Origin of the sequence: Candidatus Neoehrlichia procyonis str. RAC413 (genome assembly GCF_000964795.1) — a bacterium.
Taxonomy (GTDB): Bacteria; Pseudomonadota; Alphaproteobacteria; order Rickettsiales; family Anaplasmataceae; genus Neoehrlichia; species Neoehrlichia procyonis.
The window spans coordinates 454,633-477,796 of the sequence record NZ_LANX01000001.1 but is presented as its reverse complement, the minus strand read 5'-3'; the positions used below and the strand labels follow the sequence as shown (position 1 = coordinate 477,796).

General features: G+C 27.2%; 15 protein-coding genes and 1 tRNA gene. 12 read left to right on the top strand and 4 right to left on the bottom strand.

Features of this window, described 5'->3' with window-relative positions; genetic code table 11:
* Positions 1 to 285: 285 nt before the first annotated feature.
* Together NLO413_RS01650 and NLO413_RS01645 are read right to left on the bottom strand one after the other, a co-directional pair.
* Positions 286 to 669, bottom strand: coding sequence for a hypothetical protein (locus NLO413_RS01650; protein WP_045808812.1), 384 nt, complete (start codon positions 667 to 669; stop codon positions 286 to 288).
* A gap of 5 nt (positions 670 to 674) precedes the next feature.
* Positions 675 to 899, bottom strand: coding sequence for a hypothetical protein (locus tag NLO413_RS01645; protein ID WP_045808811.1), 225 nt, complete (start codon positions 897 to 899; stop codon positions 675 to 677).
* 342 nt (positions 900 to 1,241) lie between these two features.
* On the opposite strand from NLO413_RS01645, the gene NLO413_RS01640 reads away from it, so the two are divergent.
* The 5 genes from NLO413_RS01640 (at position 1,242) to lysA (ending at position 8,352) form a co-directional block, all read left to right on the top strand.
* Entirely contained in the window at positions 1,242 to 1,949 is a 708-nt protein-coding gene (locus tag NLO413_RS01640; RefSeq protein ID WP_045808810.1) for a uroporphyrinogen-III synthase, read from the top strand.
* A 2-nt stretch (positions 1,950 to 1,951) separates the two neighbouring features.
* The gene (locus NLO413_RS01635) at positions 1,952 to 2,914 is read left to right on the top strand and encodes a gamma-glutamyl-gamma-aminobutyrate hydrolase family protein (RefSeq protein WP_045808809.1); all 963 of its coding nucleotides are present in this window, start codon (positions 1,952 to 1,954) and stop codon (positions 2,912 to 2,914) included.
* A 796-nt stretch (positions 2,915 to 3,710) separates the two neighbouring features.
* Entirely contained in the window at positions 3,711 to 5,690 is a 1,980-nt protein-coding gene (priA, locus tag NLO413_RS01630) for a replication restart helicase PriA (RefSeq protein WP_045808808.1), read from the top strand.
* 332 nt (positions 5,691 to 6,022) lie between these two features.
* Complete coding sequence (gene rpmB, locus NLO413_RS01625; protein ID WP_045808807.1) at positions 6,023 to 6,334, top strand: 50S ribosomal protein L28; 312 nt, start codon at positions 6,023 to 6,025, stop codon at positions 6,332 to 6,334.
* Between the two features lie 755 nt (positions 6,335 to 7,089).
* Positions 7,090 to 8,352 (top strand): diaminopimelate decarboxylase, encoded by a 1,263-nt coding sequence (gene lysA, locus NLO413_RS01620; RefSeq protein WP_045808806.1) that lies wholly within the window; start codon positions 7,090 to 7,092, stop codon positions 8,350 to 8,352.
* A gap of 1,048 nt (positions 8,353 to 9,400) precedes the next feature.
* Here the strand turns inward: lysA and NLO413_RS01615 are convergent.
* Positions 9,401 to 10,372 carry an RluA family pseudouridine synthase gene (locus tag NLO413_RS01615; protein WP_045808805.1) on the bottom strand — a complete coding sequence of 324 codons (972 nt, stop codon included), beginning with the start codon at positions 10,370 to 10,372 and terminating at the stop codon, positions 9,401 to 9,403.
* 890 nt (positions 10,373 to 11,262) lie between these two features.
* Here NLO413_RS01615 and NLO413_RS01610 point away from each other — a divergent pair.
* From NLO413_RS01610 to NLO413_RS01595, 4 genes are all read left to right on the top strand, one after another.
* Entirely contained in the window at positions 11,263 to 13,230 is a 1,968-nt protein-coding gene (locus tag NLO413_RS01610) for an acetyl/propionyl/methylcrotonyl-CoA carboxylase subunit alpha (protein ID WP_045808804.1), read from the top strand.
* A 1,609-nt stretch (positions 13,231 to 14,839) separates the two neighbouring features.
* Complete coding sequence (locus NLO413_RS01605) at positions 14,840 to 16,144, top strand: hypothetical protein (protein WP_045808803.1); 1,305 nt, start codon at positions 14,840 to 14,842, stop codon at positions 16,142 to 16,144.
* Positions 16,145 to 16,642: 498 nt separating this feature from the next.
* On the top strand, positions 16,643 to 17,533 hold the full coding sequence (gene lipA, locus NLO413_RS01600; protein WP_045808802.1) for a lipoyl synthase: 891 nt from the start codon (positions 16,643 to 16,645) through the stop codon (positions 17,531 to 17,533).
* 9 nt (positions 17,534 to 17,542) lie between these two features.
* A tRNA-Arg gene (locus NLO413_RS01595) sits at positions 17,543 to 17,616 on the top strand.
* A gap of 305 nt (positions 17,617 to 17,921) precedes the next feature.
* On the opposite strand, the gene pstA is transcribed toward NLO413_RS01595, so the two are convergent.
* Positions 17,922 to 19,172, bottom strand: a complete 1,251-nt coding sequence (gene pstA / locus NLO413_RS01590; protein WP_045809347.1) for a phosphate ABC transporter permease PstA — start codon at positions 19,170 to 19,172, stop codon at positions 17,922 to 17,924.
* A 534-nt stretch (positions 19,173 to 19,706) separates the two neighbouring features.
* Here pstA and NLO413_RS01585 point away from each other — a divergent pair.
* The 3 genes from NLO413_RS01585 to NLO413_RS01575 all read left to right on the top strand — a co-directional run bounded on the left by NLO413_RS01585 (position 19,707) and on the right by NLO413_RS01575 (position 23,126).
* Positions 19,707 to 20,327: a superoxide dismutase gene (locus tag NLO413_RS01585; RefSeq protein ID WP_045808801.1), complete on the top strand. Its 621-nt coding sequence runs from the start codon at positions 19,707 to 19,709 to the stop codon at positions 20,325 to 20,327.
* A 105-nt stretch (positions 20,328 to 20,432) separates the two neighbouring features.
* Positions 20,433 to 20,726 carry a type IV secretion system protein VirB3 gene (locus tag NLO413_RS01580; protein WP_045808800.1) on the top strand — a complete coding sequence of 98 codons (294 nt, stop codon included), beginning with the start codon at positions 20,433 to 20,435 and terminating at the stop codon, positions 20,724 to 20,726.
* Positions 20,727 to 23,126, top strand: a complete 2,400-nt coding sequence (locus tag NLO413_RS01575; protein ID WP_045808799.1) for a VirB4 family type IV secretion/conjugal transfer ATPase — start codon at positions 20,727 to 20,729, stop codon at positions 23,124 to 23,126.
* Positions 23,127 to 23,164: the final 38 nt, after the last annotated feature.

The window sequence follows — 23,164 nt, the reverse complement described above, 5'->3', positions numbered from 1 at the left end:
TTACATGCGAAGTATATAGTATTGTAATTAGTAAAATTTGTGAGAGCAAATTATAAAGTAATAATGCTTTGTGTAAATTTACCATAAAACGTACAAAGCATTAACTTGTGATAATACACATATAGCAAGATAAAGAAAGCATTTTCTAATTTAGTGAATTTACAATTACCTGCTAATTACCTCTCTCCTGAGAATATATGGTTATACAACTAAGAACGTGTATAGTATGTATTGTACCATCATATACAGTGTACAATTAAAACATGTAGACAGGGGGGTATTATATTATTTGCTAATTTCTTTGTTGTACAAAGGTGCATAACCACGAATATTACATTTATTAATAACAGTAGAAAGAACTTTACGTGCAATAAAGGAGGGAGCTGACCGAATTTTTTTTCCAATACCACTATTAAGTTCTTTGATTGAATAACTACTGTAGTGAGTATAATTTATAGGAACTGTATAAATGTTTGTACGACAAATATTAAACGTAATGGAGGATTTGCCTTTATCTCTCATATATAATTTATCTCTTATATGTAACATTAGCTCACCGATGGCCTGAGGATTATTAACGGATAGTGTACCACGATATTTTATTATGAATTTGCTGCTAACAAGTTTACATGTCCAGGAAAAGCATGCTGTATCTAATAATAACACCATGTCATCTAATAAGGGGGGGGGGATGTATTAGTACTACTTTTATTGCGTTGAGAGTTATTTTGATGATAATTTATACGAAAAAAATAATTATAATGATCATTTAATAAATAATTTTGATTTATGATGTTGTTTGCATCATGGGAACTATTAAAATGTGGAAAAGGTAAAATTATAAATTCATTGCATACTTTATTAGTGCTCCTAATGTGTATCAATAAAACCTCTGGCATTATATTGTCAAAGCATATATTGCCTTAATTATGTAAATATATGTGTATATAGTCAAGAGTGTATTTTTTAAATGTATAAGTAAGTACATTGTAGATGAAAATTACTATGTTTTTATTGAGTTTTAATATAGAATTATTATGTTAATTGTACAATAGTAAGTAATTTTTAACTATAGATATTAATAATTTAGGATATATATATTATATTGTTATGTGTATACATATTAGGTCTTGTAGATATTTACTATTAATTAATGTGTTGTGATTGTTATTATTGTTTACATAAGTGCTGGATATTTAATCTTGTTAAGAAAAGACATTTATGTATGAGAAATTTTGTAAATGGGAATATTATTAACTCGTCCATATTTTAGCGCTTTAATATCTCGTGATATTCTATTGAAACATGGTTTTGAAGTTTATATAGAACCTGTACTAGAAATTGAGTATCTAACAACCTGCTTACAAGATATAGAATCTTTTGATTTAATTATATCAACTAGTAAACATAGTATTATATCTTTAAGTAAAAATGTAACAATAAGAAGTAATAGCATTGTTACTGTGGGTAATAGTACTATGGAAACAGCTATATCTTTGGGATTTAATAAAGTGGTTTCAGTTAATGGAGATATTAAAGATGTAATTTCTTATGTAAAATTACAGTCACGTAATTTAAAAATTTTGTATATACGTGGAGATAAGGTAACATGTGATGTGAAAGCTATTTTAAACAGTATGGGATTTGATGTTCATGAAGCTGTAATGTATAAAACTGTTGATAGGGAATTATTAAGTTATAATTGTTACAATCTTATAATTAATAGGGGAGTATCGGAAGTTTTATTTTATTCTTCACATTCTGCGGAAGTATTTATACAATTGGTGCAGAAAAGTAATGTTGTAAATTGCTTAAAAAATATGAATGCATATGTTCTTAGCAATAAAATTGCTGGCATAGCTAAAATGGCGGACTGGAAAAATATTTTTGTTTCTAACGTACCAACAGAGTTTTCGTTAATTCAATTATTAATTATGAAAAGGAAATAATAATGAAAATTTATACGTTTAATAATAACAAGGCATCATTTTTTTTAATAATTGTTCTTTTTTTGTTTTTGCTACTGCCATGCCAACAATCAGTATGTGCAAATTTAAAAAATACACCTAAAAATAATGTTATTGTGGGCATATTGTCAACAAGCGTACCATCTTATCCTACAGAATATCAAACTGCAGTTAAAATTTCTAAGATTTTTAACGATAAAGGGATAAAAGTTATACTTATAGATTATAATAAGATTATAAAGTTTGCAAGAGAGTTGAATAACTGTGATGTTGAAATTTCTAATCAAAGTATTGATTATGCATTGCAGAAGTTTATATCTGATAATAATATAAATAGGATTTTGATACCAGGAAATAAATATAACATTAGTTCTTCTCCATTAAGTCCATCACCAAATCGACAGTTGGTTACTAGCTCTATTGCTAAAGTTGTTCGTAATAATCCTAAGATACATCTTTTAGCAATTTGTGGTGGTATACAAGGTGTTATGCATGCTCAAGGTATTTTAGTCAATAGGGTTGATGGTATGCTGCAATCGCAAGATTCAGCAAGTGTGCATGTTATATCATTACCAGATCCAACTAGTAAAAATGCAAATTTAAAAAAAGTGATAATTGATTCAAATAGTAGGTTAGCTTATATTATTAATAAAGTCTCTAAACAACAATCTAGTAAAATAATAACATACTTTCCAGATGTCCATCATGAGGCGATTAATAATAATAGTGAAAATATAGATAAAATGCATGCTTTAGGGTATAAAATAGCTGCAATGTCAGAAGACGGTATGATTGAAGTAATAGAAGATAAAAATAATAATATTCTTTTGCAAATGCATCCAGAATATCTATTGATGAACTCTCAAGAAAAGCTTACAGACAATCATAGAAAAAAAGCGATTATGATTGCAAATATAATATTTGATGACTTTCTTTATCGCAGTTAATATTATCTTTGCATACCTGAAAAACCTTATGGACTTTGGTGATATAATGTTATCATATTAGCAATTTATTTATGTATTACTTTGTCAGTAAATATTTGTATTTCAATACTTTTTTATACTTTTGTTTGCAAGATATGTTCTTATTTATAAATGTAATTGTAACAGATTTTTAAGGTATCGAGTGACAAAGGTGATACTAAAATATGATAATATTTTACCTGTGGTAAAGTTCGCTACTTAATTTTAAACATTTTTTGAAACATATACTTTAAATAGCCTATAGGTTTAGACAATAAGATATATTTGAAAAATTGTTTTTAATTATGACTTGTAAAACTACTATCGAATAATATTTTTGTTAAGATTATTACTTAATGTATTTGTAGCTGTATTGTTATTTAAATGTTTAATGGTAATAATTATTTGATATAGTAGATATTAAAACGTGAAATTGCAGTGTACAAATTAAAGGAAGAATCAAGTAATCTTTTCATACAAAGTGCTTAAATATATAAAAGGTGGATAAAATGCAAGAAAAAAGGATATTAGGATGGAAGTAGTACTGTATGACTTCTTTTTGAAAAGAGTCTTTTATCATGATTTATCACTAAAAGTATATTTTATGTATATGTTATAAATATTTTTAGTTATTCATAATTAAATACAAGTTTGTATAAAGAGATCGATAATATGTTGTAAGGTATTTATTTGTGAGAATGTATATTTATGTTTTTAAAGTTTTTTACCAAGTATATATTATGAAGTAATATTTTTTGTTTAATTACGTGAATGATAAGTGATAGCTGAAGTTTTGTTACCTTTACCTCTTGATAAGTCTTTTTATTATATAGTACCTGACAATGTAGTTTGTTCCATAGGGGATTATATAACTGTATGTTTTAATAATAGAATGTTGATAGGAGTAATCATAGGCTTTAAAAGTCATACTGTAAGTAATATGAATTTAAAATATATTAATAGTAAGCTTTGTATACCTTCTATAAATCTTTTGTTAATTAACTTTATTCAATGGGTAGGATTTTACAATGTTATACCGATGGGATTAATACTAAAAATGGTTTTTGGCGGTGTGGTAAGTGTTAAGTCTTTAGATAAGTTAGTGTATAACGCGGAACATTTATCTACAGTAGATGATATATCGATTAACTTATCAAGTGAGCAAAATGACGCATATAATAAAATTATTAAGAACATTTTTCAATATTCAGTAATGGTTTTAGATGGTGAAACAGGTTCTGGTAAAACAGAGGTGTATTGCTCAGTTATAAAAACATTGCTTCAGCGAGATCAATCTGTGCAAGTATTGATATTACTCCCAGAAATAGTGTTAACAGCGCAATTAATGAAGCGTATCAATTATTATTTTTCTACATGTAATTCTGTTGAATGGCATTCAAATTTGACAACAGTGCAGCGACGCAATAATTGGTTAAAGATTGTTTATGGTGACGCCTCAATTATTGTAGGAGCACGTTCGGCTTTGTTTTTACCTTATAAGAATCTAAAAATGATTATTGTAGATGAGGAACATGAATATTCGTTTAAGCAGGATTATGGTGCTATATATAATGCTCGTAATATGTCAATTATATTAGCAAAACAAGCTAATATTCCAGTAATTTTAAGTTCTGCAACTCCTTCTTTAGAAACTATATATAATATTTATAGGAAACAATATTACCACATTGTGTTAAGTAAAAGATTTGGAGATGCACACTTGCCAGATGTTAAAATTGTTGATATGCGACAAAGTGTATTAATAAATAAATGGCTATCTACTGATCTGTATAATAATATTGTTAAAGCGTTAAATGAAGGAAATCAAGTAATGCTTTTTCTGAACAGGAGAGGTTATGCAAGATTAGTGTTATGTAAAAAATGTGGATTTAAAGTTAATTGTCCAAATTGTTGTACTTGGCTTATAGATCATAAAGAAAAAAGAATGCTATTATGTCATTATTGTAATTATCATTGTTCATTTCCAAAGATTTGTAGTAATTGTTTTAATGAATCATCTATGATTTCTTATGGGGTTGGAATTGAAAAAGTAGCAGAAGATATACAAAAGTTAATATTAAATGCTAAGGTTGCGCTTATAAGTAGCGATATGACTATTAAGTGTATTAATAATGTTATAGAGCGAATTTTAAAACAAGAAATAAATATTGTTATTGGTACTCAAATAGTAGCTAAAGGTCATAATTTTCCAAAATTGACCTTGGTAGGAGTAATAGACGCAGATTTAGGTTTGGGTAATAGCGATCTTAGAGCAGCTGAAAAAACATATCAGTTATTACATCAAGTTGCAGGGCGTTCAGGTAGATTTCAAGAAAAAGGTAACGTAATATTGCAGACATATGATGCTGAAAATCCTTTAATACAGTCTTTATTATTATATAATCGTAAGTTATTTTATGAATTGGAAATGCGATCAAGATATATTACGAACATGCCACCATATGTAAGACTAATTGCTTTGATTATTACAGGTAGGAAAGAGCTAGAGGTTATGGAGGTTGCAAAAAATATAGTAAATAATCTTGTAAAGTATTTTGTAAAATCCAAATACATTGAAATTTTGGGGCCAGTACCAGCACCAATAGGGCTTGTTAATAATAATTATAGATATAGGATATTAATAAAAATTAGTGATAATATGTTAATACAGAAATTGCTTAGTAAGTATAGAGAGTATTACAAAAATTTTAAAAGTGTTACGCTTATTATTGATATTGACCCAATTAATTTTATGTAGTGTATTATGTTTATAATGGTAAGTGTAAGGTAAAAATATGTAGTTACATTTACAGTTATAGATTTGCATAATAGCTTTTATGTGTGGTGAAGTAATTATCTGAATAAATTTATATCTTTGTATTTACGATAGTATTTTTTTTATGATTATTTGTAAATATGTATTCATATTAGTAATAGAATGTGCTTAAACTGAAAGTAAGCTATTTTACCTAGAAGTTTGTGTTATAATTGTAAATTGACTAGTATTTTTTTATTTTTAAAGTCAATTTCTTAATTGACTATAGATTATATATTGGTAAAATGATTGTTTAACGTAGGGTATGGTATGTTATGAGTAGAGTTTGTGATATTACTGGCCGCTCTAAGTCATTTGGTAATAAAGTTTCACATTCAAATCGTAAAACTAAAAGGCCTTACTTTGTTAATTTGCATAATGTTACTTTAATTAGTGATGTGTTAGGTAGAAGTTTTAAATTAAAGCTGGCTAGTCGTACGTTAAGAACTATAGCCTATAAAGGCGGATTAGATTTATTTTTATTAAATACATCTTCATGTAAGCTAACTGATAAGGCAAAAAAAATTAAAAATGTGATAAAAAAAACTATGTTAGCAAAAGAATTAAAGAACCTTGTTACGTTATAGTGGTACTGATAAATGAAAGGCTAGTAATTTTACTTTTGTTAAGTTATTGCGTTTGTTTTCCTATAAATGTAGTATTTATTTTTGTAATTAAGTTTATTTATATGTAGTTTTAGTGTACTATGTTTAACTACCTATAAGGTATAGACTAGTATTTTTAGTGCAATAGTGTACTTTTCAGTTGTTTTACTTGCAGTTTTGTTAGCTTTGCTTGTTAAATTAAGTTTCTTAATGTTAAATGAAAATATGTTTTTACACTTGAACAAAGAATTTTTTATAACTAACTCTATAATATTTTTATGTATGTTATGTACATGTACTAATGTACTTAAAAATTTCTTTTAAAACTAAAAGTGTGTGTCACTTACTAAAAGTAAAATCTTAAATATTGAAGCTATGTAAAATAGTGCATTATAAGGAATGTTAGATGGTAAAAATGTTAATGTTATAAAAATTAAAATAAAACATATTATGAATAGCGATTAGTGTTGCTGGACACTTGATAATAACATAGATAATAACACGTAAATATTGGGTGTGTACTGTTATTAAGTACAATTTTAAAAGGTAAATTTTGTGTTTATTGTAATTAGATTAAAATTTGTAAATATATAAACTATCACTCTATTTGATATACTGTAAGACTTTGTTATCATGTAATGATAATTGAATTATTAGCATATTTTTAAATGAATTTTAATTGTACTTTCTCATTTTTGATATATATTTGAATTTTTTATAAAATTACTATAGTCTTTATGAATTATTTGCCGTCTTCTTTTTTTAGCTACATATCCAATATGTTACATGTAGAAAATGTCAACGTACTTGAAGTAGTCAAATCTTTCGGTACACCAACTTATTGTTACTCATTACAGACTATTAAAGATAACTATTATCAATTTAGGAATAATTTACCTAGTAATTCTACGATTTGCTACTCTATTAAAGCAAATCCTAACTTATCAATTATAAGGTTATTATCGCAATGGGGAGCTGGCGCAGACGTTGTATCAGAAGGTGAAATACGTAGGGCAATGTTAGCAGGAATTCCAGCAAATAAAATCATATTTTCTGGTGTGGGAAAAACTACAGCAGAAATATCTTTTGCTATGGATCAAAAAATACTTCAATTTAATGTTGAATCTATTGAGGAGCTTCATCTTATCAATCAGATTGCTAATCAAAAGAATATTATTGTATCTGTAGCTATTAGAATTAACCCTAGTATTGATGCGAATACACATGAAAAAATTAATACAGGACTTAAAACACATAAGTTTGGTATTCCTGAAGATTGTATTAATCAAGTACTAAGTTATAGTTTTTCTAATTTGCAAATTATTGGTATTGCGGTGCATATAGGATCACAGATTTATGATTTATCAATTTTTAAAAATGTCGTTAATAAAATTAAAAAAATTGTTAAAACATTTCGAGATTATAACATAAAAATATTAAGAGTTGATATTGGTGGTGGTTTAGGTATTTCATATGGACAGCAGAAAAGCTGTCCTACAATAAAAGAATATTCTTTTATTGTAAAAGAAAACTTTTTTAATGAAGAGTATGAGATAATTTGTGAGCCAGGAAGAGCAATTATAGGAAACGCTGGTATATTATTAACTAAAGTATTATATCGTAAAAATAATTCTGTAAAAAATCATATAATAGTTGATGCAGGTATGAATGATTTAATACGTCCTGCATTATATAATGCCCAGCATGAAATTATACCAATAATTTATAGTAATGATAATAATATTGTTGCAGATATAGTGGGACCTATTTGTGAGTCTGATGATTTTTTTGCATATAATTATTATATACAAAATCCAAAAGTTGGTGATATTCTTGCAATATGTACAGCAGGTGCTTATGGATCATCAATGTCAAGTAACTATAATTCAAAGTTATTAGCGGAAGAAGTATTAGTACATGATGATACATTTTGTAGCATACGTAAGCGGCAATCTTACGATATGATGTTAAGCAATGAAATAGAGAATTTAATAAAATAAAGCAGAAATTATGTGAAAATCAGAAAAAGAAATAGATATATTTTACCTACGATATAACTGTAAGATTTATAAGTTAACATAAATTTTAGACAAATATTCAATAATTGAATCATTAACAGATTTGGCAAAAAATATTATTTTTACTTGTGTAATTGTAAACTTAATTTTTACGGTAAGAAAAAGCATATATTTTATTTTTAAATATGATATCTAACAAGGTCTTAAAATCATTGTTGAAGATATTTTCTATGCTGATCTGAATTATTTCAGTGAGAGCTATTTAATATAGTATTAACATAATTAAATTGTATAAGGTTCTTATGATTATTACTAATGAAATACCTGCAATATAGCTTATTATATTAGTTGTTCTGTTTGGAAGAGATATTGTTATTATTTATGATATATAGGAAACTTGAATTTATATTTCGTTAAAGCAATGACTTAGTTATGTTGCAACAAAAAGGTAATAACTAACAATATGAAAATATTTTCTTGTGAGAATTTATTATTGTTAAAAGCTATGTTGTTAGTATTTCTTTATATAAAACAATTTAGGTTTACATAAACAAGTACTAGTTATTAATTTTGAGGGGTAGTAAGAATAAACTATTATATTGTTGTAACGTATTTCATGTGTAGTGAAAGTTTGTTTATAAAATTAGATTATTATATCGTAGCTTACTAGTATTAAATATATATATATATTGTTAAAATAGAAATTAATGAAATCTGTGTGATAGATATAAAATTGTCCTGGTAAGGTGTTGGTGTTGATGGGTTGCAAGTTATGCAGGTTTATATAATAAAGTCTTTAAGATTTGTAGTTGTTATGTAATATATGCTATTAATAATTATTTAATATACTTAAGATTATGCATATTAAGATAAATAACTATGGTAAGTTATAACGGCAATATTGAGAATTTATTAATGTATGTATCTAGAAAAAATGGCTCAAAAGATTACTTTTTGCATTTTAATTTGAATTTCTAGGGTATGCGTATGTTTTTATATTTTTTTATTTGAGTTGATTATAAAGTTATATCTATTGTAGATATAACTTTATGTTTCTTAGCTCGTTTATTAATTTTTGCATGTCGGAGCTTAATTCTAGGTTGAATTCTAAATATTTATTAGTAGAAGGATGCATAAATTTTATATAGCATGCATGTAATGCTTGTCTAGGAAATTTTTTTACTAAATTGCTAGAAGGAGTATATCTAATGCCTTTGATATTATTTTTGCCATATTTTTGATCACCAATAATAGAATTTCCAATATAACTCATATGAACCCTTATTTGATGCGTCCTTCCTGTATGTAGTTTGCATTCTAGTAAGCTTGCTATGTTATAGAAAGTTTCTTTTGTTTGATATTCGGTAATAGCTAATTTACCTTTTGAGTGTGTAACTGTCATCATATGTTTATTGTGACGCTTTACATCAATATAAGTTTTAATAATGCCTTGGCTGGGATTAGGTATGTTCCATACAATAGCAAGGTACTTTTTTATGATTTTGTTGTTAAGAAACAAATTAGATAAGAAATAATATGAATGTTGATTTTTTGCGATGATCATAAGACCGCTTGTATCTTTGTCGAGTCTATGTATAATTCCTGGTCTAGTATTGCTACCTACAGTATTTATATTACTATAACGTGCAAGAAGTGCGTTTACTATGGTATCATTTTTTGTACCTGCACCTGTATGTACGGTTATACCTGCAGGCTTATTAATTACTAATATGTCATTATCTTCGTATAGTATATTTAATGGTATATTTTTATTTGGTATAATGTGATTATTCACTTCTTGAATTGGGGTTATTATTTCATAGATTTCATTAAGTTTTATTTTGTGATTTTTATTATTTATAAACTTACCATGTAGCATTACATGATTATTGGCAATTAACTGTTGGACTTTATTACGGGAAATATTAAGCTTTATAGCAATGAGCTTATCTAGTCTATTTTTTTCTTCTGTTACCTTAAGGGTAACGATCTTTTGAGTCATAATTGATTTTTAACTAGAGGTTATGATAAATGTTATAAAATATTGGTAAGATTTTCAATTGTATTGTGTAGATATGGAGTATTGTATAATGATAAGCGATTATTAGTAATTTTGAATACAAAAGATTAGGTAAGCAAATCTTTGTTAACTATGAATTGTTTCAATAAAGACATGTATTAACGCTAGTTAGTAATCATAAGGATTATTATGTTGAAAATAGTATATAAATGTTAAACAAGTATATTTTGTAATAACTTTAGGGTTGGAGCATATATTAAAGTTGGGATCTATATTTTCTGATATTATTACTAATAAATTTTTATTATTAGTGTTATGAAAATAATTCATAGCTAAGGCAAATGGGAAGTTCGTTTTTGTATTGCATTATGTTTATTATATGTCGTTTTATTTTTATAAAGTAGTCATTGGAAATTATTGCTATATTGAAAGGGCGATGTTATGTGAATAAAATAAGGGTGGACTTTTTGTGCTTGTAAACTAACCCTCAAATAAAAGCATGTATTGATGTTATTATATGTATAATAATATATGAATTATAGATATTATGTACGATAAGGAGTTAAAAATTTTGAGTAGGAATTCTGAAATTTTGCAGTATAAATTATAAAATGTATTGTCTATATACTTAAAGATATAGTTGATTAATAATCGTGATTGATTATAGCAGGTGTTTAGTTAAGTGTATAATAATTTTTTATTTATTGTAAATTGTGTGTAAATGTAAAGCTGCAGTATACCTTTGTAGTTAAAGTATGTGATAAAAATTTAAAAATATTACTTTGCAGGATAATGGTATAAATGTAGAATCACTTGCAAGTGAAAATGCTGCAAATAAGATGATTTTTTGTTGAATATCTTAAAAGTTGATAATGATAAGAAAAATATTAATAGCAAATAGAGGTGAAATTGCGTGCAGGATAATTCGTACTGCGCATAGAATGGGCATATCATGCGTATGTATATATTCTGATGTAGATGTTAACTCTTTGCATACCTTATGTGGTGATGAAGTTATAAATATTGGACCATCGCAGTCAAGTCAAAGTTATCTTAATATAGATAAAATTTGTGATGTAGCTTGTAAAGTAGGAGCAGATGCTGTACATCCAGGTTATGGGTTTCTATCTGAAAATGCACTTTTTGCTGAAGCACTTGCAAAACATAATATTACTTTTATTGGACCTAGTCCATCTTCTATTAGGATGATGGCTGATAAAATTACATCTAAGGAATTAGCTCAACATGCAGGAGTCAATGTTGTTCCTGGTTATATGGGGGCTGTACAATCTATTAGTGAGGCTAAAGAAATTGCTCAGTCTATAGGGTTTCCTGTTATAGTGAAAGCTACTGCTGGTGGTGGTGGAAAAGGAATGAGAGTTGTTAGGTCAGTTAATGACATAGAGCAAGCGTTTACCTCAGCTACAAATGAGGCTTTAAAAAGTTTTAAAGATGGCAGAATATTTATTGAAAAATATATAGAATGTCCTAGGCATATAGAAATACAAGTTATTGCTGATAAGTACGAAAATATTGTATGTTTAGGTGAAAGAGAGTGCTCTATACAAAGACATAATCAGAAGGTTATTGAAGAGACACCAAGTCCATTTCTTGATCACGATACAAGACAAAATATGTATTTGCAATGTATTAGTTTAGTAAAAAAAGTTAATTATTTTTCTGTAGGCACTGTAGAGTTTATAGTTGACTGTAATAAGCAGTTCTATTTTTTAGAAATGAATACTAGATTACAAGTTGAACATCCTGTTACTGAGCTTGTTACGGGAATTGATTTAGTTGAAGAAATGATAAGAATTGCTTGTGGAGAAAAATTAAGATTTACACAGAATGATATTCATTTTAATGGGTCAGCAATTGAGGCAAGAATTTATGCTGAAGATCCAAAGAAGAATTTCTTACCATCAAGTGGTAGAATTGTGCATTATTCTGAACCCAAGACAAGTAGCAATCTAAGGATAGATAGTGGTGTATTTGAAGGCTCATCTGTGAGTATGTTTTATGATCCTATGATTGCTAAAGTATGTTCTTATGGGCAAGATCGAATAGAAGCTATAAAAATTATGCAAGAGTCATTGAATAGTTTCTATATTGGTGGTATTGATAATAATATAGATTTTATATTATCTATTTTTCATCATCCTGTATTTATTTCTGGTAATATTAGTACAGGATTTATTAATCAATTTTATAAAGATGGGTTTCAAGGAGATCCTTTAACGGAAGAAATAGCAAAGATATTTGCTATAACATCCCTATATATTTATTGTGAGGATGAATATAGGCATGGTGGGGCTTTACAAAGTGAAGAAGAGCTTTCAGTTTATGTAAATGATAAGAATTATATATTGTGCGTGAATTATGATAATAAAGTGATGTGTGTTACATATAATTATAATATGCTAACAGTATTTGGAAGATGGAAAATACATTATAAGTTGCTAGAAGTGCAAATTAATGATTGTGTTTATTGTATTAAAGTTGATCGTATTTTTAATAAGTATAAGCTTAAATATTCTGCTGTTGAAGTTTTATGTGCAGTGTATCAGATGTATGCTGATAAGTTATTATCTATAATGCCAAAGCTTGATAAAGTAAGCACACCTTCTAATGTTGTAATGTCTCCTATTGCTGGTATGATTGTGAAAATTTATGTTAAAGAAGGAGAACAAGTGCAGATAGGGCAGACATTATTTGTAATTGAGGCAATGAAAATGGAAAACTTAGTTTGTTCTGAAGTAAAAGCATTGGTGAAGAAAATATTTTTTGTAGAAGGTAATAGCGTCTTTGCAGGTGATGTTGTAATAGAATTTTGTAAGTAGTGAATTGGAGATAGATATATTTTTTATATTTATAGTATATCTTCAACAAGTCTGAATGTGTGGTATTATGTGGTAGCAAAATATTAATTTTAAATCAGAAATTAATAAAATGATATGTAAAATATCATAATTTTTATATAGGGATTTATGCTTATTAGTTATGATAATTTATTAATAATTAAAGAGATATGCTTTAAATATAATTATGGTTAATTATTAATAGTAATATAATTTTAAGTTACTATCTAATTTACTTTTATTATCTACTTCATCTTTTAAATCATTATCTGATTTATTTTTATAATCTGCTACTTCATAATGTTCTGTAGCTTATACTTCATCATTTTCATTAGTAGGAAATTTACAAAGTAGTCCTTTCCACAATACGTCTAGTACTGATTCATAATCTGTGCTTAATTAATTTTACTTCTACTATCTACTTCATCTTTATGTACCATTATGTAAAAATAATTTACTTAAAGATTTGAGATGAGTTGGAAGTTGATATGGTAGAATTGTAAAAGTTTAGTGTGAATTTGCATAAAACTTACCACTTATGAAAAGCATTTGTACTAGGTTATATAGCTGTAACTTTTTAATGTATTTTAGCTTAAATGCTTATGTAATAAGTATTATATTGCATTGTAGGGATAATTTATTTTATTAATGATGTCAAAATGTCTCCTGATATTAAATAGGTTGCATTATGTGAGGCTGATAGTTTATGATTTATTAGCTTGTTGTATATGTATGATATTACGGTTGATTTACTGCGATGCATTTATTTATTAATTTTTCTGTAAAAAGAGTTGTAGAGTTATTTACATTTAAATAATCATTCAAAAACTAAAGTAGTGTAGTGTTATATGTAGTACGTATAACTTAGTTATACATGATTTGTATATTTACTTTTTGATATTTTAAATAAGAAATATATGTTTTGTGAGTATTACTAAATAGATAGATAAATTTATGTAAAATTGTGTATACGTGTATAGTTATATAAGAAGATATATGATGTTTTGTTGATTTGTAGATATTTAATAGTTACTGTGATGGTCATTGTATATAAATGTTATAAGGTATTTGAGTAGTGTATATCAGTAAAAATAGCGTTAGTATTATTCTATATAATAAAAAATTATAATAGTGGTATTTGTGTTGTAAGAGTAAATAATGTAGTGAAAGCCTACATGATTGATAAGTTAGTATAATAAATTTTTAACTATTTAGTATTAATGTATATTTATTTGTAAGTAGTTATCAATAAAGAGCATTATAAGTTAATCATTTTAATTGGTGAAGTTTAATATATTTTACATTATTATATATAGTATATGTAGGTTTGTTTTCCTTAATTTATTATAATAGTATTATGAAATAATTTTAGGATATGGGAGTTAATTGTTGTAAGACCATATAGAATTAATATGTAGTTTTTAATGTTAAAAACTTACTTTCTTTATTATATTATTGTGCTATTTAGATGTGAGAACTGATAAATTAATAAAGTATACATCAAATCTTTAATGTGTTAATAATTGTAATTTTATAGCTGGTATTTACAAATTTACTTTCTTCATTACTGTTAACTATTGAGTATAAATTAATGACTAAGAGTGTAAGGATTGAAAATGATATTAAAGATCATAATTTAAATGATGAGGTAATGTTAAAAGGTTTACACTCTAATAATGATGAAGATGATGAGTTTAAAGCTTTAGGTAAAATTAGGTTAGAAGATTTACAGTTACAAGAATGTGTTTTAAAGCTTGAAAGTAAAATTAGAGAACTAGCTAAAGAAAATAATAAATTTATATTTCAGGCATATGATAAAGACTTAGAGTCAGATGATAATTCTCAAAATGTAGAGTTAACAGAACCTATTGTAGGGAAGGGGCTAGAAGTTAAAGAATCTATAATGCAAAAGTTACTAGATTTCTTACAAGAGCTTTATCTTGAGATTGATGATGTAAATATTTATAGTGTAGAACTTTTAAAATCTAAGAAAAAGCAAAAATTTATAGAGTCTATTATTACTTTTTTGAAAAAATTTTTACTTCAAGGTCATACATTAAGTATCAAGCAATCATTAGAGCAGCAAATTAAAGAGTTAGAATTAGCGTTAAGTGAGGAATCAGATCCCGCATTACATAAGTTACTGCAGGTAAGGTTAATGTTATTGCGTCAAATTTATATGATGGGATTAAAAACAGGTCTAGATGCGAATACTTTTTTAAAATTTCTATTAATATCTAGTGTTTCTAACACCATTCTTAAAACAGATTCACTATCTGTTGATGACAATAAGGGATCTTACAAAAGATATGCAACAAATTTATATGACAGTATTCGTTATAAAGATGAGGTAAATCATACAGAAGATAAGTCTTATGATTATAGTATATCAAGTATTAATATCATTAGTAATGATATACCAGGAATCTATTTAGGAAAAGTTAATACGGTATCTTATAATATGTGTGATTATTATTCCTTAGATCGTTCTCCGCATATTAATACATTACAATTACAAGAAGTTGCTATACGGACATTTATAGAGAAAATATTGGACTTTATCATGATCAAACTGCAAGCTGTTGTGAACACTGCTTCTAATAACATTCAGTTGCAGTGTGGAGATGGATTCAATAGAGTAAATATTACGAATGACTATGGTACAAAATTAATAAATAATAACGATATTTATAATAGGGGAATGTTATTTTATGCCATGCATTATAATCATGCTACGCAGACAAATTATGGATCTTCTCTTAGTAGTACGAGTATGAGCTATAGCGTTAATTATACTACTGTTAATAATATGCATGTGCATGGTGGTAAATGTTGTAGTTTATTAGAAGAGGTAAAGGTTAATTGTGTGCAATCACAATTAAGTCAACAAATGTAGTTCAGTATAATGTTATATATAATGTTGTATATTTAGCTTTATGATACCAATTAGTATTGGTTAAATAGTGTTATTATATAATTATGTATTTTGAGCTTTATCAATACAGGTACTGCTCTACCACTTTTTAGCATCGCGGTTTTCCTTACATTGCTAGATACTGTGTCTTTATCATCAACATCATATTCTTTATTATTATTATTATTATTATTATTATTATTATTATTATTATTATCTGCTTTTCTAGAATGTAAATTATTGATAAATTTTGCTAATTATTATGTTAAAAACTAATAAACATTGCTTTCAGTGAGGTTTGTCTTTTATTAGTAAATGTTGAGTTTATTAAAAGTAATAATTTGTTACTTATTGATGCTAAGTTAAAATAGGCGATTATACTAGCTTAGTCTTGCAATAGCGTATAGTATTAAGTCATTATAATTGACAAATATTATTATATTAGCTAACGTGTTCTTAATAATGTAATTATTAAAATACATGAAAAGTAAACCTGACTGGTTAAAAGTTAAGATGCCTCAAGGTGAGGTTTTTAATAAAATTAGCAGTTTAATGAAGCTTTATAAACTTAATACAGTGTGTGAAGAAGCTGCTTGCCCAAATATTGGTGAGTGTTGGAATAAGCGTCATGCTACAGTTATGATTTTAGGATCTGTATGTACTAGGGCATGTGCTTTTTGTAATGTTGCAACAGGTACTCCTGAGAAGTTAGATATTCATGAGCCTGAAAGATTAGCTAATGCTGTTAGTGCTCTTAAGCTTCAACATATTGTGATTACGTCTGTTGACAGAGATGATCTTCCTGATGGAGGTGCTGAGCATTTTGTTAAATGTATAGATGAAGTAAGAAAAAGAGATAGTAATATTACAATAGAGATTTTAACTCCAGATTTTTTAAATAAGCCACATGCAATAAATATTATCTCTTCATCTTTGCCTGATGTGTATAATCATAATATAGAAACAGTGCCTAGGTTATACGCTAAAGTTAGACCTAGAGCTAGATATTTTCACTCTTTGCATTTGCTGAAGATGATAAAGGAAAAAAATCCTATGGTATTTACTAAATCTGGATTGATGGTAGGGTTAGGAGAGTGTAAGGAAGAAGTATATCAAGTAATGGATGATCTAAGGGCAGCTAATGTTGATTTTATTACTATTGGTCAGTATTTACAACCTACTGCAAAGCATATCAAGGTAGATCGTTATGTTACACCTCAAGAATTTGATCACTATAAATATATGGCTTATGCCAAGGGATTTTCCATGGTTGCTTCAAGTCCATTAACTAGATCATCGTATCATGCTGAGGAAGATTTTGAGCAATTAAAAAAAAACAGGTTGAAGATAAAGCTTGCTAGTATGCAATAGTTATTTTTTGCACTTATAGCTCAGGTGGATAGAGCGTTACTTTCCGGAGGTAAAAGTCGCAGGTTCAAGTCCTGCTAAGTGCATTTTTGTTACATATTTATAAAATTATCAAGTTATATTAAGTGGATACCATAAATGAGTATAAGTGAATTTAATTTATAATTTACTTATAGATTATGTATTTTAAATAAGTGTTAGTTAATTAATTATTAAATAACTTAGTATAGCAGTTGCAAGTTCAAGTGTATAATTTAACTTTAATTATTTTTATTTGTCCATCTTTATGATTATATAATTTGTAAGATTTATTTTAATGTACAGATAATATTTATTGCAACTAAATTAAAAAAATTAACTTTTAAAAAATAAGAAATGATTAAGCATGGTACTAAAAAATAAAATGATCAAATTTTTTTTTGATAAAACTAGCTATTGAATTTAATATTAATAATATGAGTAGTAATGCTATAATTGCAATAGCAGATAATTTAACAAATTCTGTACTTGAATTATTAGACCAAGTATATATTTGTACAGGAAGGGTTGTTGTTGGATCAAGAAAGTTTTGCGGTAAATCAACTATAAAAGCCACCATTCCGATCATAATTAAAGGAGAAGATTCACCTATTATCCTTGCAATGCTTATTATAGTGCCTTGTATTATTGTAGGTAATGCAATAGGGAATAAATGATGCATTATTACTTGCATGTTTGATGACCCTAGTGAAAAAGCAGCATCTTTAACAGATGTAGGTATTGCTGTAAATGCTTGTTTTGTTGTTATAATCAAATTTGGTAACATCATTAATGATAATGTCATCCCTCCTGCAAGTGATGAAGCTCGTGGTATGTTGAAAATGTTAAGGTATACTGTAAGGCCTAGAACACCAAATATAATAGATGGTACTGATGCAAGGTTATTAATGCTGATCTCAATTATAGAAGAGATTTTATTCTGTGGTATTAATTCGTGTAAGCATATTCCGCTCATAATACCTACTGGTAAGGCAATTACTAAGCATACAATTATTGTGAATAATGATCCAATTAATGAGCCTATGATACCGGAATTTTCTGGTGATTTAGAATCAGCTTTGCTAAATAGAGCTAAGTTAAAGCTTTTTTTTATTTTGTTTTCGTTTGTTAATTTATCAAGAATTTTACTATATATTTTGTTATCTTTTGTGCTTTTATTAATAAAGTCACTAGACAGGTGAAGCCATATTTGAAAATTACTTTTGTGTGGATATTTGGTGATAAAATTTGCTAACTCATAATGTGCGGTATTACTAACGATATTATAAAGATCTTTTTTATTTTTTACGTTATTAAGGTCAATTATACTTGTAAACATTTTTTCTAAGGAATTATGGATGTATTTTATACAGTGACCCCTTAGTTGTGCCTTGTTTATATTATGATGACTTATATGAATTGGCAATAAAATTTTTGTTGTTATGAGAGCATTGTATCCATTGCTCACTATGCTACATATGATCAATACTAATATTCCTATAGATATCCCTAATGCAAACATGGATAGGAATGAAAGTAAATTATCTTTACGATTTTTTAAAGAGATACGAGAAGTAATATGGCGAGACTTTAACAGCTTACCTAATCTTTTCTGTACTTGAATGTTGTTATTTTTTATAAAAGTACCATGTTTATATATATTACGATTTATTATTTTACGCATTTAAAAAAATTTGTAAAAATAATTTATTTGATATAAATAATTTGTTACTTAATACAACTTTATTATTTTATTATGAGTAATTAGTTGAGATTTGAATTTGATGTCAGTGTGGTAAAGTACATAATATCAATAAATTATTAATTTAACTAATTTTTAGGTTTAATATACATAAGTTCATTATTGGTTATTAGATTATGATAGTAAATTTATTGGGGTCCTAAGCATTATTGATGATAGATATGATCTGTGTGTTGGTTTAAGTAGAGTAAATTTCGTTTTTATGCACTATTTAAGCAATATGTGGTATATATATTTTTAATGTACAAATAATTGCTTATATAATATATACATATTTTTAGTATATAAGTAAAATTATAATCTGTATTAGTAAAATTACTAAGGACAGTAATATGCATAGTAACATGTATTTAGTTCTTGTATATTATAAGAATAATTTTTTATTAGGAGGTTTTAATGTTTGATTTGATGCCACTACCTTATGATAATTTAGAACCTTATATTAGTGCTAAAATTTTAGATTATCACTATAATAAGCACCATAGAGGATATGTAAATAATTTAAATAAGTTGGTGCAAGGTACAGAGTTTAAGGATTTATCAAATGTAGATTTAGAGGATATTATAAAGCGTTCTTACAATAACGGTGCTAAAGCAATATTTAATAATGCTGGTCAAGTTTGGAATCATGATTTCTATTGGCAATCCATGAAAAAATGTGGCGGGGGAGAGCCAGTAAAAGAATTGTCAGATAAAATTAATGCTGATTTTGGTAACATTGAAGAGTTTATAAATATTTTTTCTATAAGTGGACAAAGTCAGTTTGGTAGTGGTTGGACGTGGTTAATATATGATATGAATGATGATAAATTAAAAGTTACAAGTACTTCTAATGCCGAATCTCCTTTATTATTTGATAATCAGTATCCATTAATTACTATGGACGTTTGGGAACATGCGTATTATTTAGATTATTTTAATGTTCGAGCAAATTATATAGAGGTTTTTTTAAGAAATCTTATTAATTGGGATTTTGCCTTACAAAGATTACAAAATTGTTTTGATAAAAAAAAGTAGGTAAGTAGTTTATTGTGTATTATTGTATTACCTGGATGAGTTAATATTTTGATAATTTTTTTTTGATAAGCTTGGGCTGTACATGTTGTAAGTTATGGTTTATGTATGTCAGGTAGTGTAAAAGCAGATCAGTTGTTTAAAGGTTTAACTAGGCCAACAATGCTTTTTGGTGTAAGCTACACATTTGCTATATTTAATTTTATGATTTGTATTATGATATTTATGTATAGTAATGATTTTAGAGTTCTGTTGATATTAGGGCCTAGTATACATGGTATAGGATATTTAGCTTCTTCAAGAGACCCGCTATTCTTAGATTTGTTTATGATTAAAATGCGCAAATGCAGCAAGTGTCTTAATCGCTTCTATCATAATGCAAACTCTTATGATGTAATATAAATGTTGAAATTGGGTGCAGTAAAGACAAGAAAAAAAAATGTTATATTAAGAGAGTATCACGCGTCTAATTTTATTCCTTATTTAGAATATTGGAATGATACGACCTTAGTAATGAAAGATGGATCAATGCTGAAAGTCATTAAATTATCGGGTTATGCATTTGAAACTGCTGACGATGATGATTTGTCAATCCAGAATTCGATTCGTAATCAAATGCTAAGAAGTATATCTTCGTCATCTTTTGGATTATATTTTCACATAATTAGACGAAGGAAGAGTGCGTTTATAGAGGAATTTGCGAAAAGTAAATTTTCTAATAATTTTGCTAATTATGTTAACTTAAAGTGGAGAGATAAGCATTCCACTAAGCAGTCTTTTACTAATGATTTATATATTACAATAATAAGGGAAGTAGGAAAAAAAGGTACAGAATTTATATCTTATTTACTGCAAAAATTTGGAAAAGTATCACAAGAAAATAGGGAAAATGATTTACGTGCTATTTATGAGGACTTAGATGAAGTTACGAATAGGATTGTAACAAGTTTACGTAATTATTTACCAAAGGTGTTAGGTATAAGAGAAAGTTCTATGGGTGCGTTTTCAGAAATAGCAGAGTTTTTGTTACAGATTGTAAATTGTGGTACTATACACAATGTTTCTGCTGTAGCAACTGATATTTCAAGATATTTGCCTATGCACAGGTTATATTTTGGCCATAAAATGATACAAATTATTACACATAATGAATCAAAATATGCAGGTTTAATTAGTTTAAAAGAATATGGTCAAACTACTTCAGCTGGAATGTTAGATGCATTTTTGCAATTGCCTTATGAATTTATTATTACGCAATCTTTTCAATTTACAAATAGGCAAAGCGCTATTACTAAAATGCAGATCCAACAAAATCGTATGATACAATCTGCAGATAAGGCGGTGTCTCAAGTTATGGAAATATCTCAGGCATTAGATGATGCTATGAGTGGTAGAATAGCATTTGGATTACATCATCTAACAATTTTATGTATAGAAAGAAATATCAAAAATCTTGAAAATGCACTTTCTTTAGTAGAAGCTGAATTGTTAAATTGTGGTGTATATCCTGTAAGAGAGAAGGTAAACTTAGAACCAGCATTTTGGGCACAGTTACCTGGTAATTTTGGGTATATAGTTCGTAAAGCGGTTATTAGTACATTAAATATGGCAGGTTTTGCATCTCAGCATAATTATCCTACTGGTCAGAAGTTTAATAATCACTGGGGAGAAGCGGTTACTGTATTTGATACAACTTCTGGAACTCCATTTTTCTTTAATTTTCATATTCGTGATGTGGGGCATACAGCAATTATTGGTCCTACAGGAGGTGGTAAGACAGTATTAATGAATTTTTTATGTGCTCAGGCGATGAAGTTTTCTCCTAGGATTTTCTTTTTTGATAAAGATCGTGGTGCTGAAATTTTTATTAGAGCGTTAAATGGAGTATATTCAGTCATAGAACCTAGAAGTGTTACGGGATTCAATCCTTTGCAAATGGATGATACTCCGGATAATAGAACATTTTTAATGGAGTGGATAAAATCTTTAGTTTCTGTATTTATGGATAAATTTACATCTGAAGATATAGAGCGTATTAATGATGTTATTGAAGGAAATTTTAGGCTTAGAAAAGAAGATCGATTATTGAGAAATTTAATTCCTTTTTTAGGATTGGAAGGTCCTGATACTTTAGCAGGGTGTATGTCAATGTGGCATACTAGAGGCTCTCATGCTGCAATTTTTGATAATTATGAGGATTCACTAGATTTTACAAAATCAAGAGTTTTTGGATTTGAAATGGGTAATTTATTAAAGGATCCTATAGCTCTTGCTCCAGTACTTTTGTATTTATTTCATAGAATCAGTATTTCCTTAGATGGCACGCCATCTATGATAATTTTAGATGAAGCATGGGCTTTAATTGATAATGAAGTATTTGCTCCTAAAATCAAAGATTGGTTAAAAGTATTAAGAAAGTTAAATACTTTTGTTATATTTGCTACTCAAAGTGTGGAAGATGCAAGTAAGAGTGCAATAAGTGATACTTTAGTCCAGCAAACAGCTACTCAAATTTTTTTACCAAATTTAAAAGCTACAAGTGCTTATAGAGATGTTTTTATGTTAACTGAGAGGGAATATACGTTAATAAAAAATACAGATCCTAGTACAAGGTTTTTTTTAGTTAAACAAGGAGTTAATGCAGTTGTTGCAAGGATCAATTTGAAAGGATTTGAAGATATAGTGAGTGTTTTATCAGGAAGAGCAGAAACAGTGTTAGTCTTGCATGAGATAATACAAGAAGTTGGTGATGATCCTAATGTTTGGTTACCTATTTTTTATGAAAAAGTCAAGAATGTTTGAAATTATACAATGTTATATTATGTTAAATATTAATAGTA

Coding starts and splice junctions, on each gene's coding strand:
- NLO413_RS01650 (WP_045808812.1), bottom strand. CDS start 669: ATGGTGTTATTATTAGATACAGCATGCTTTTCCTGGACATGTAAACTT.
- NLO413_RS01645 (WP_045808811.1), bottom strand. CDS start 899: ATGCCAGAGGTTTTATTGATACACATTAGGAGCACTAATAAAGTATGC.
- NLO413_RS01640 (WP_045808810.1), top strand. CDS start 1,242: ATGGGAATATTATTAACTCGTCCATATTTTAGCGCTTTAATATCTCGT.
- NLO413_RS01635 (WP_045808809.1), top strand. CDS start 1,952: ATGAAAATTTATACGTTTAATAATAACAAGGCATCATTTTTTTTAATA.
- rpmB (WP_045808807.1), top strand. CDS start 6,023: ATGAGTAGAGTTTGTGATATTACTGGCCGCTCTAAGTCATTTGGTAAT.
- lysA (WP_045808806.1), top strand. CDS start 7,090: ATGAATTATTTGCCGTCTTCTTTTTTTAGCTACATATCCAATATGTTA.
- NLO413_RS01615 (WP_045808805.1), bottom strand. CDS start 10,372: ATGACTCAAAAGATCGTTACCCTTAAGGTAACAGAAGAAAAAAATAGA.
- NLO413_RS01610 (WP_045808804.1), top strand. CDS start 11,263: ATGATAAGAAAAATATTAATAGCAAATAGAGGTGAAATTGCGTGCAGG.
- NLO413_RS01605 (WP_045808803.1), top strand. CDS start 14,840: ATGACTAAGAGTGTAAGGATTGAAAATGATATTAAAGATCATAATTTA.
- lipA (WP_045808802.1), top strand. CDS start 16,643: ATGAAAAGTAAACCTGACTGGTTAAAAGTTAAGATGCCTCAAGGTGAG.
- NLO413_RS01585 (WP_045808801.1), top strand. CDS start 19,707: ATGTTTGATTTGATGCCACTACCTTATGATAATTTAGAACCTTATATT.
- NLO413_RS01580 (WP_045808800.1), top strand. CDS start 20,433: ATGTCAGGTAGTGTAAAAGCAGATCAGTTGTTTAAAGGTTTAACTAGG.
- NLO413_RS01575 (WP_045808799.1), top strand. CDS start 20,727: ATGTTGAAATTGGGTGCAGTAAAGACAAGAAAAAAAAATGTTATATTA.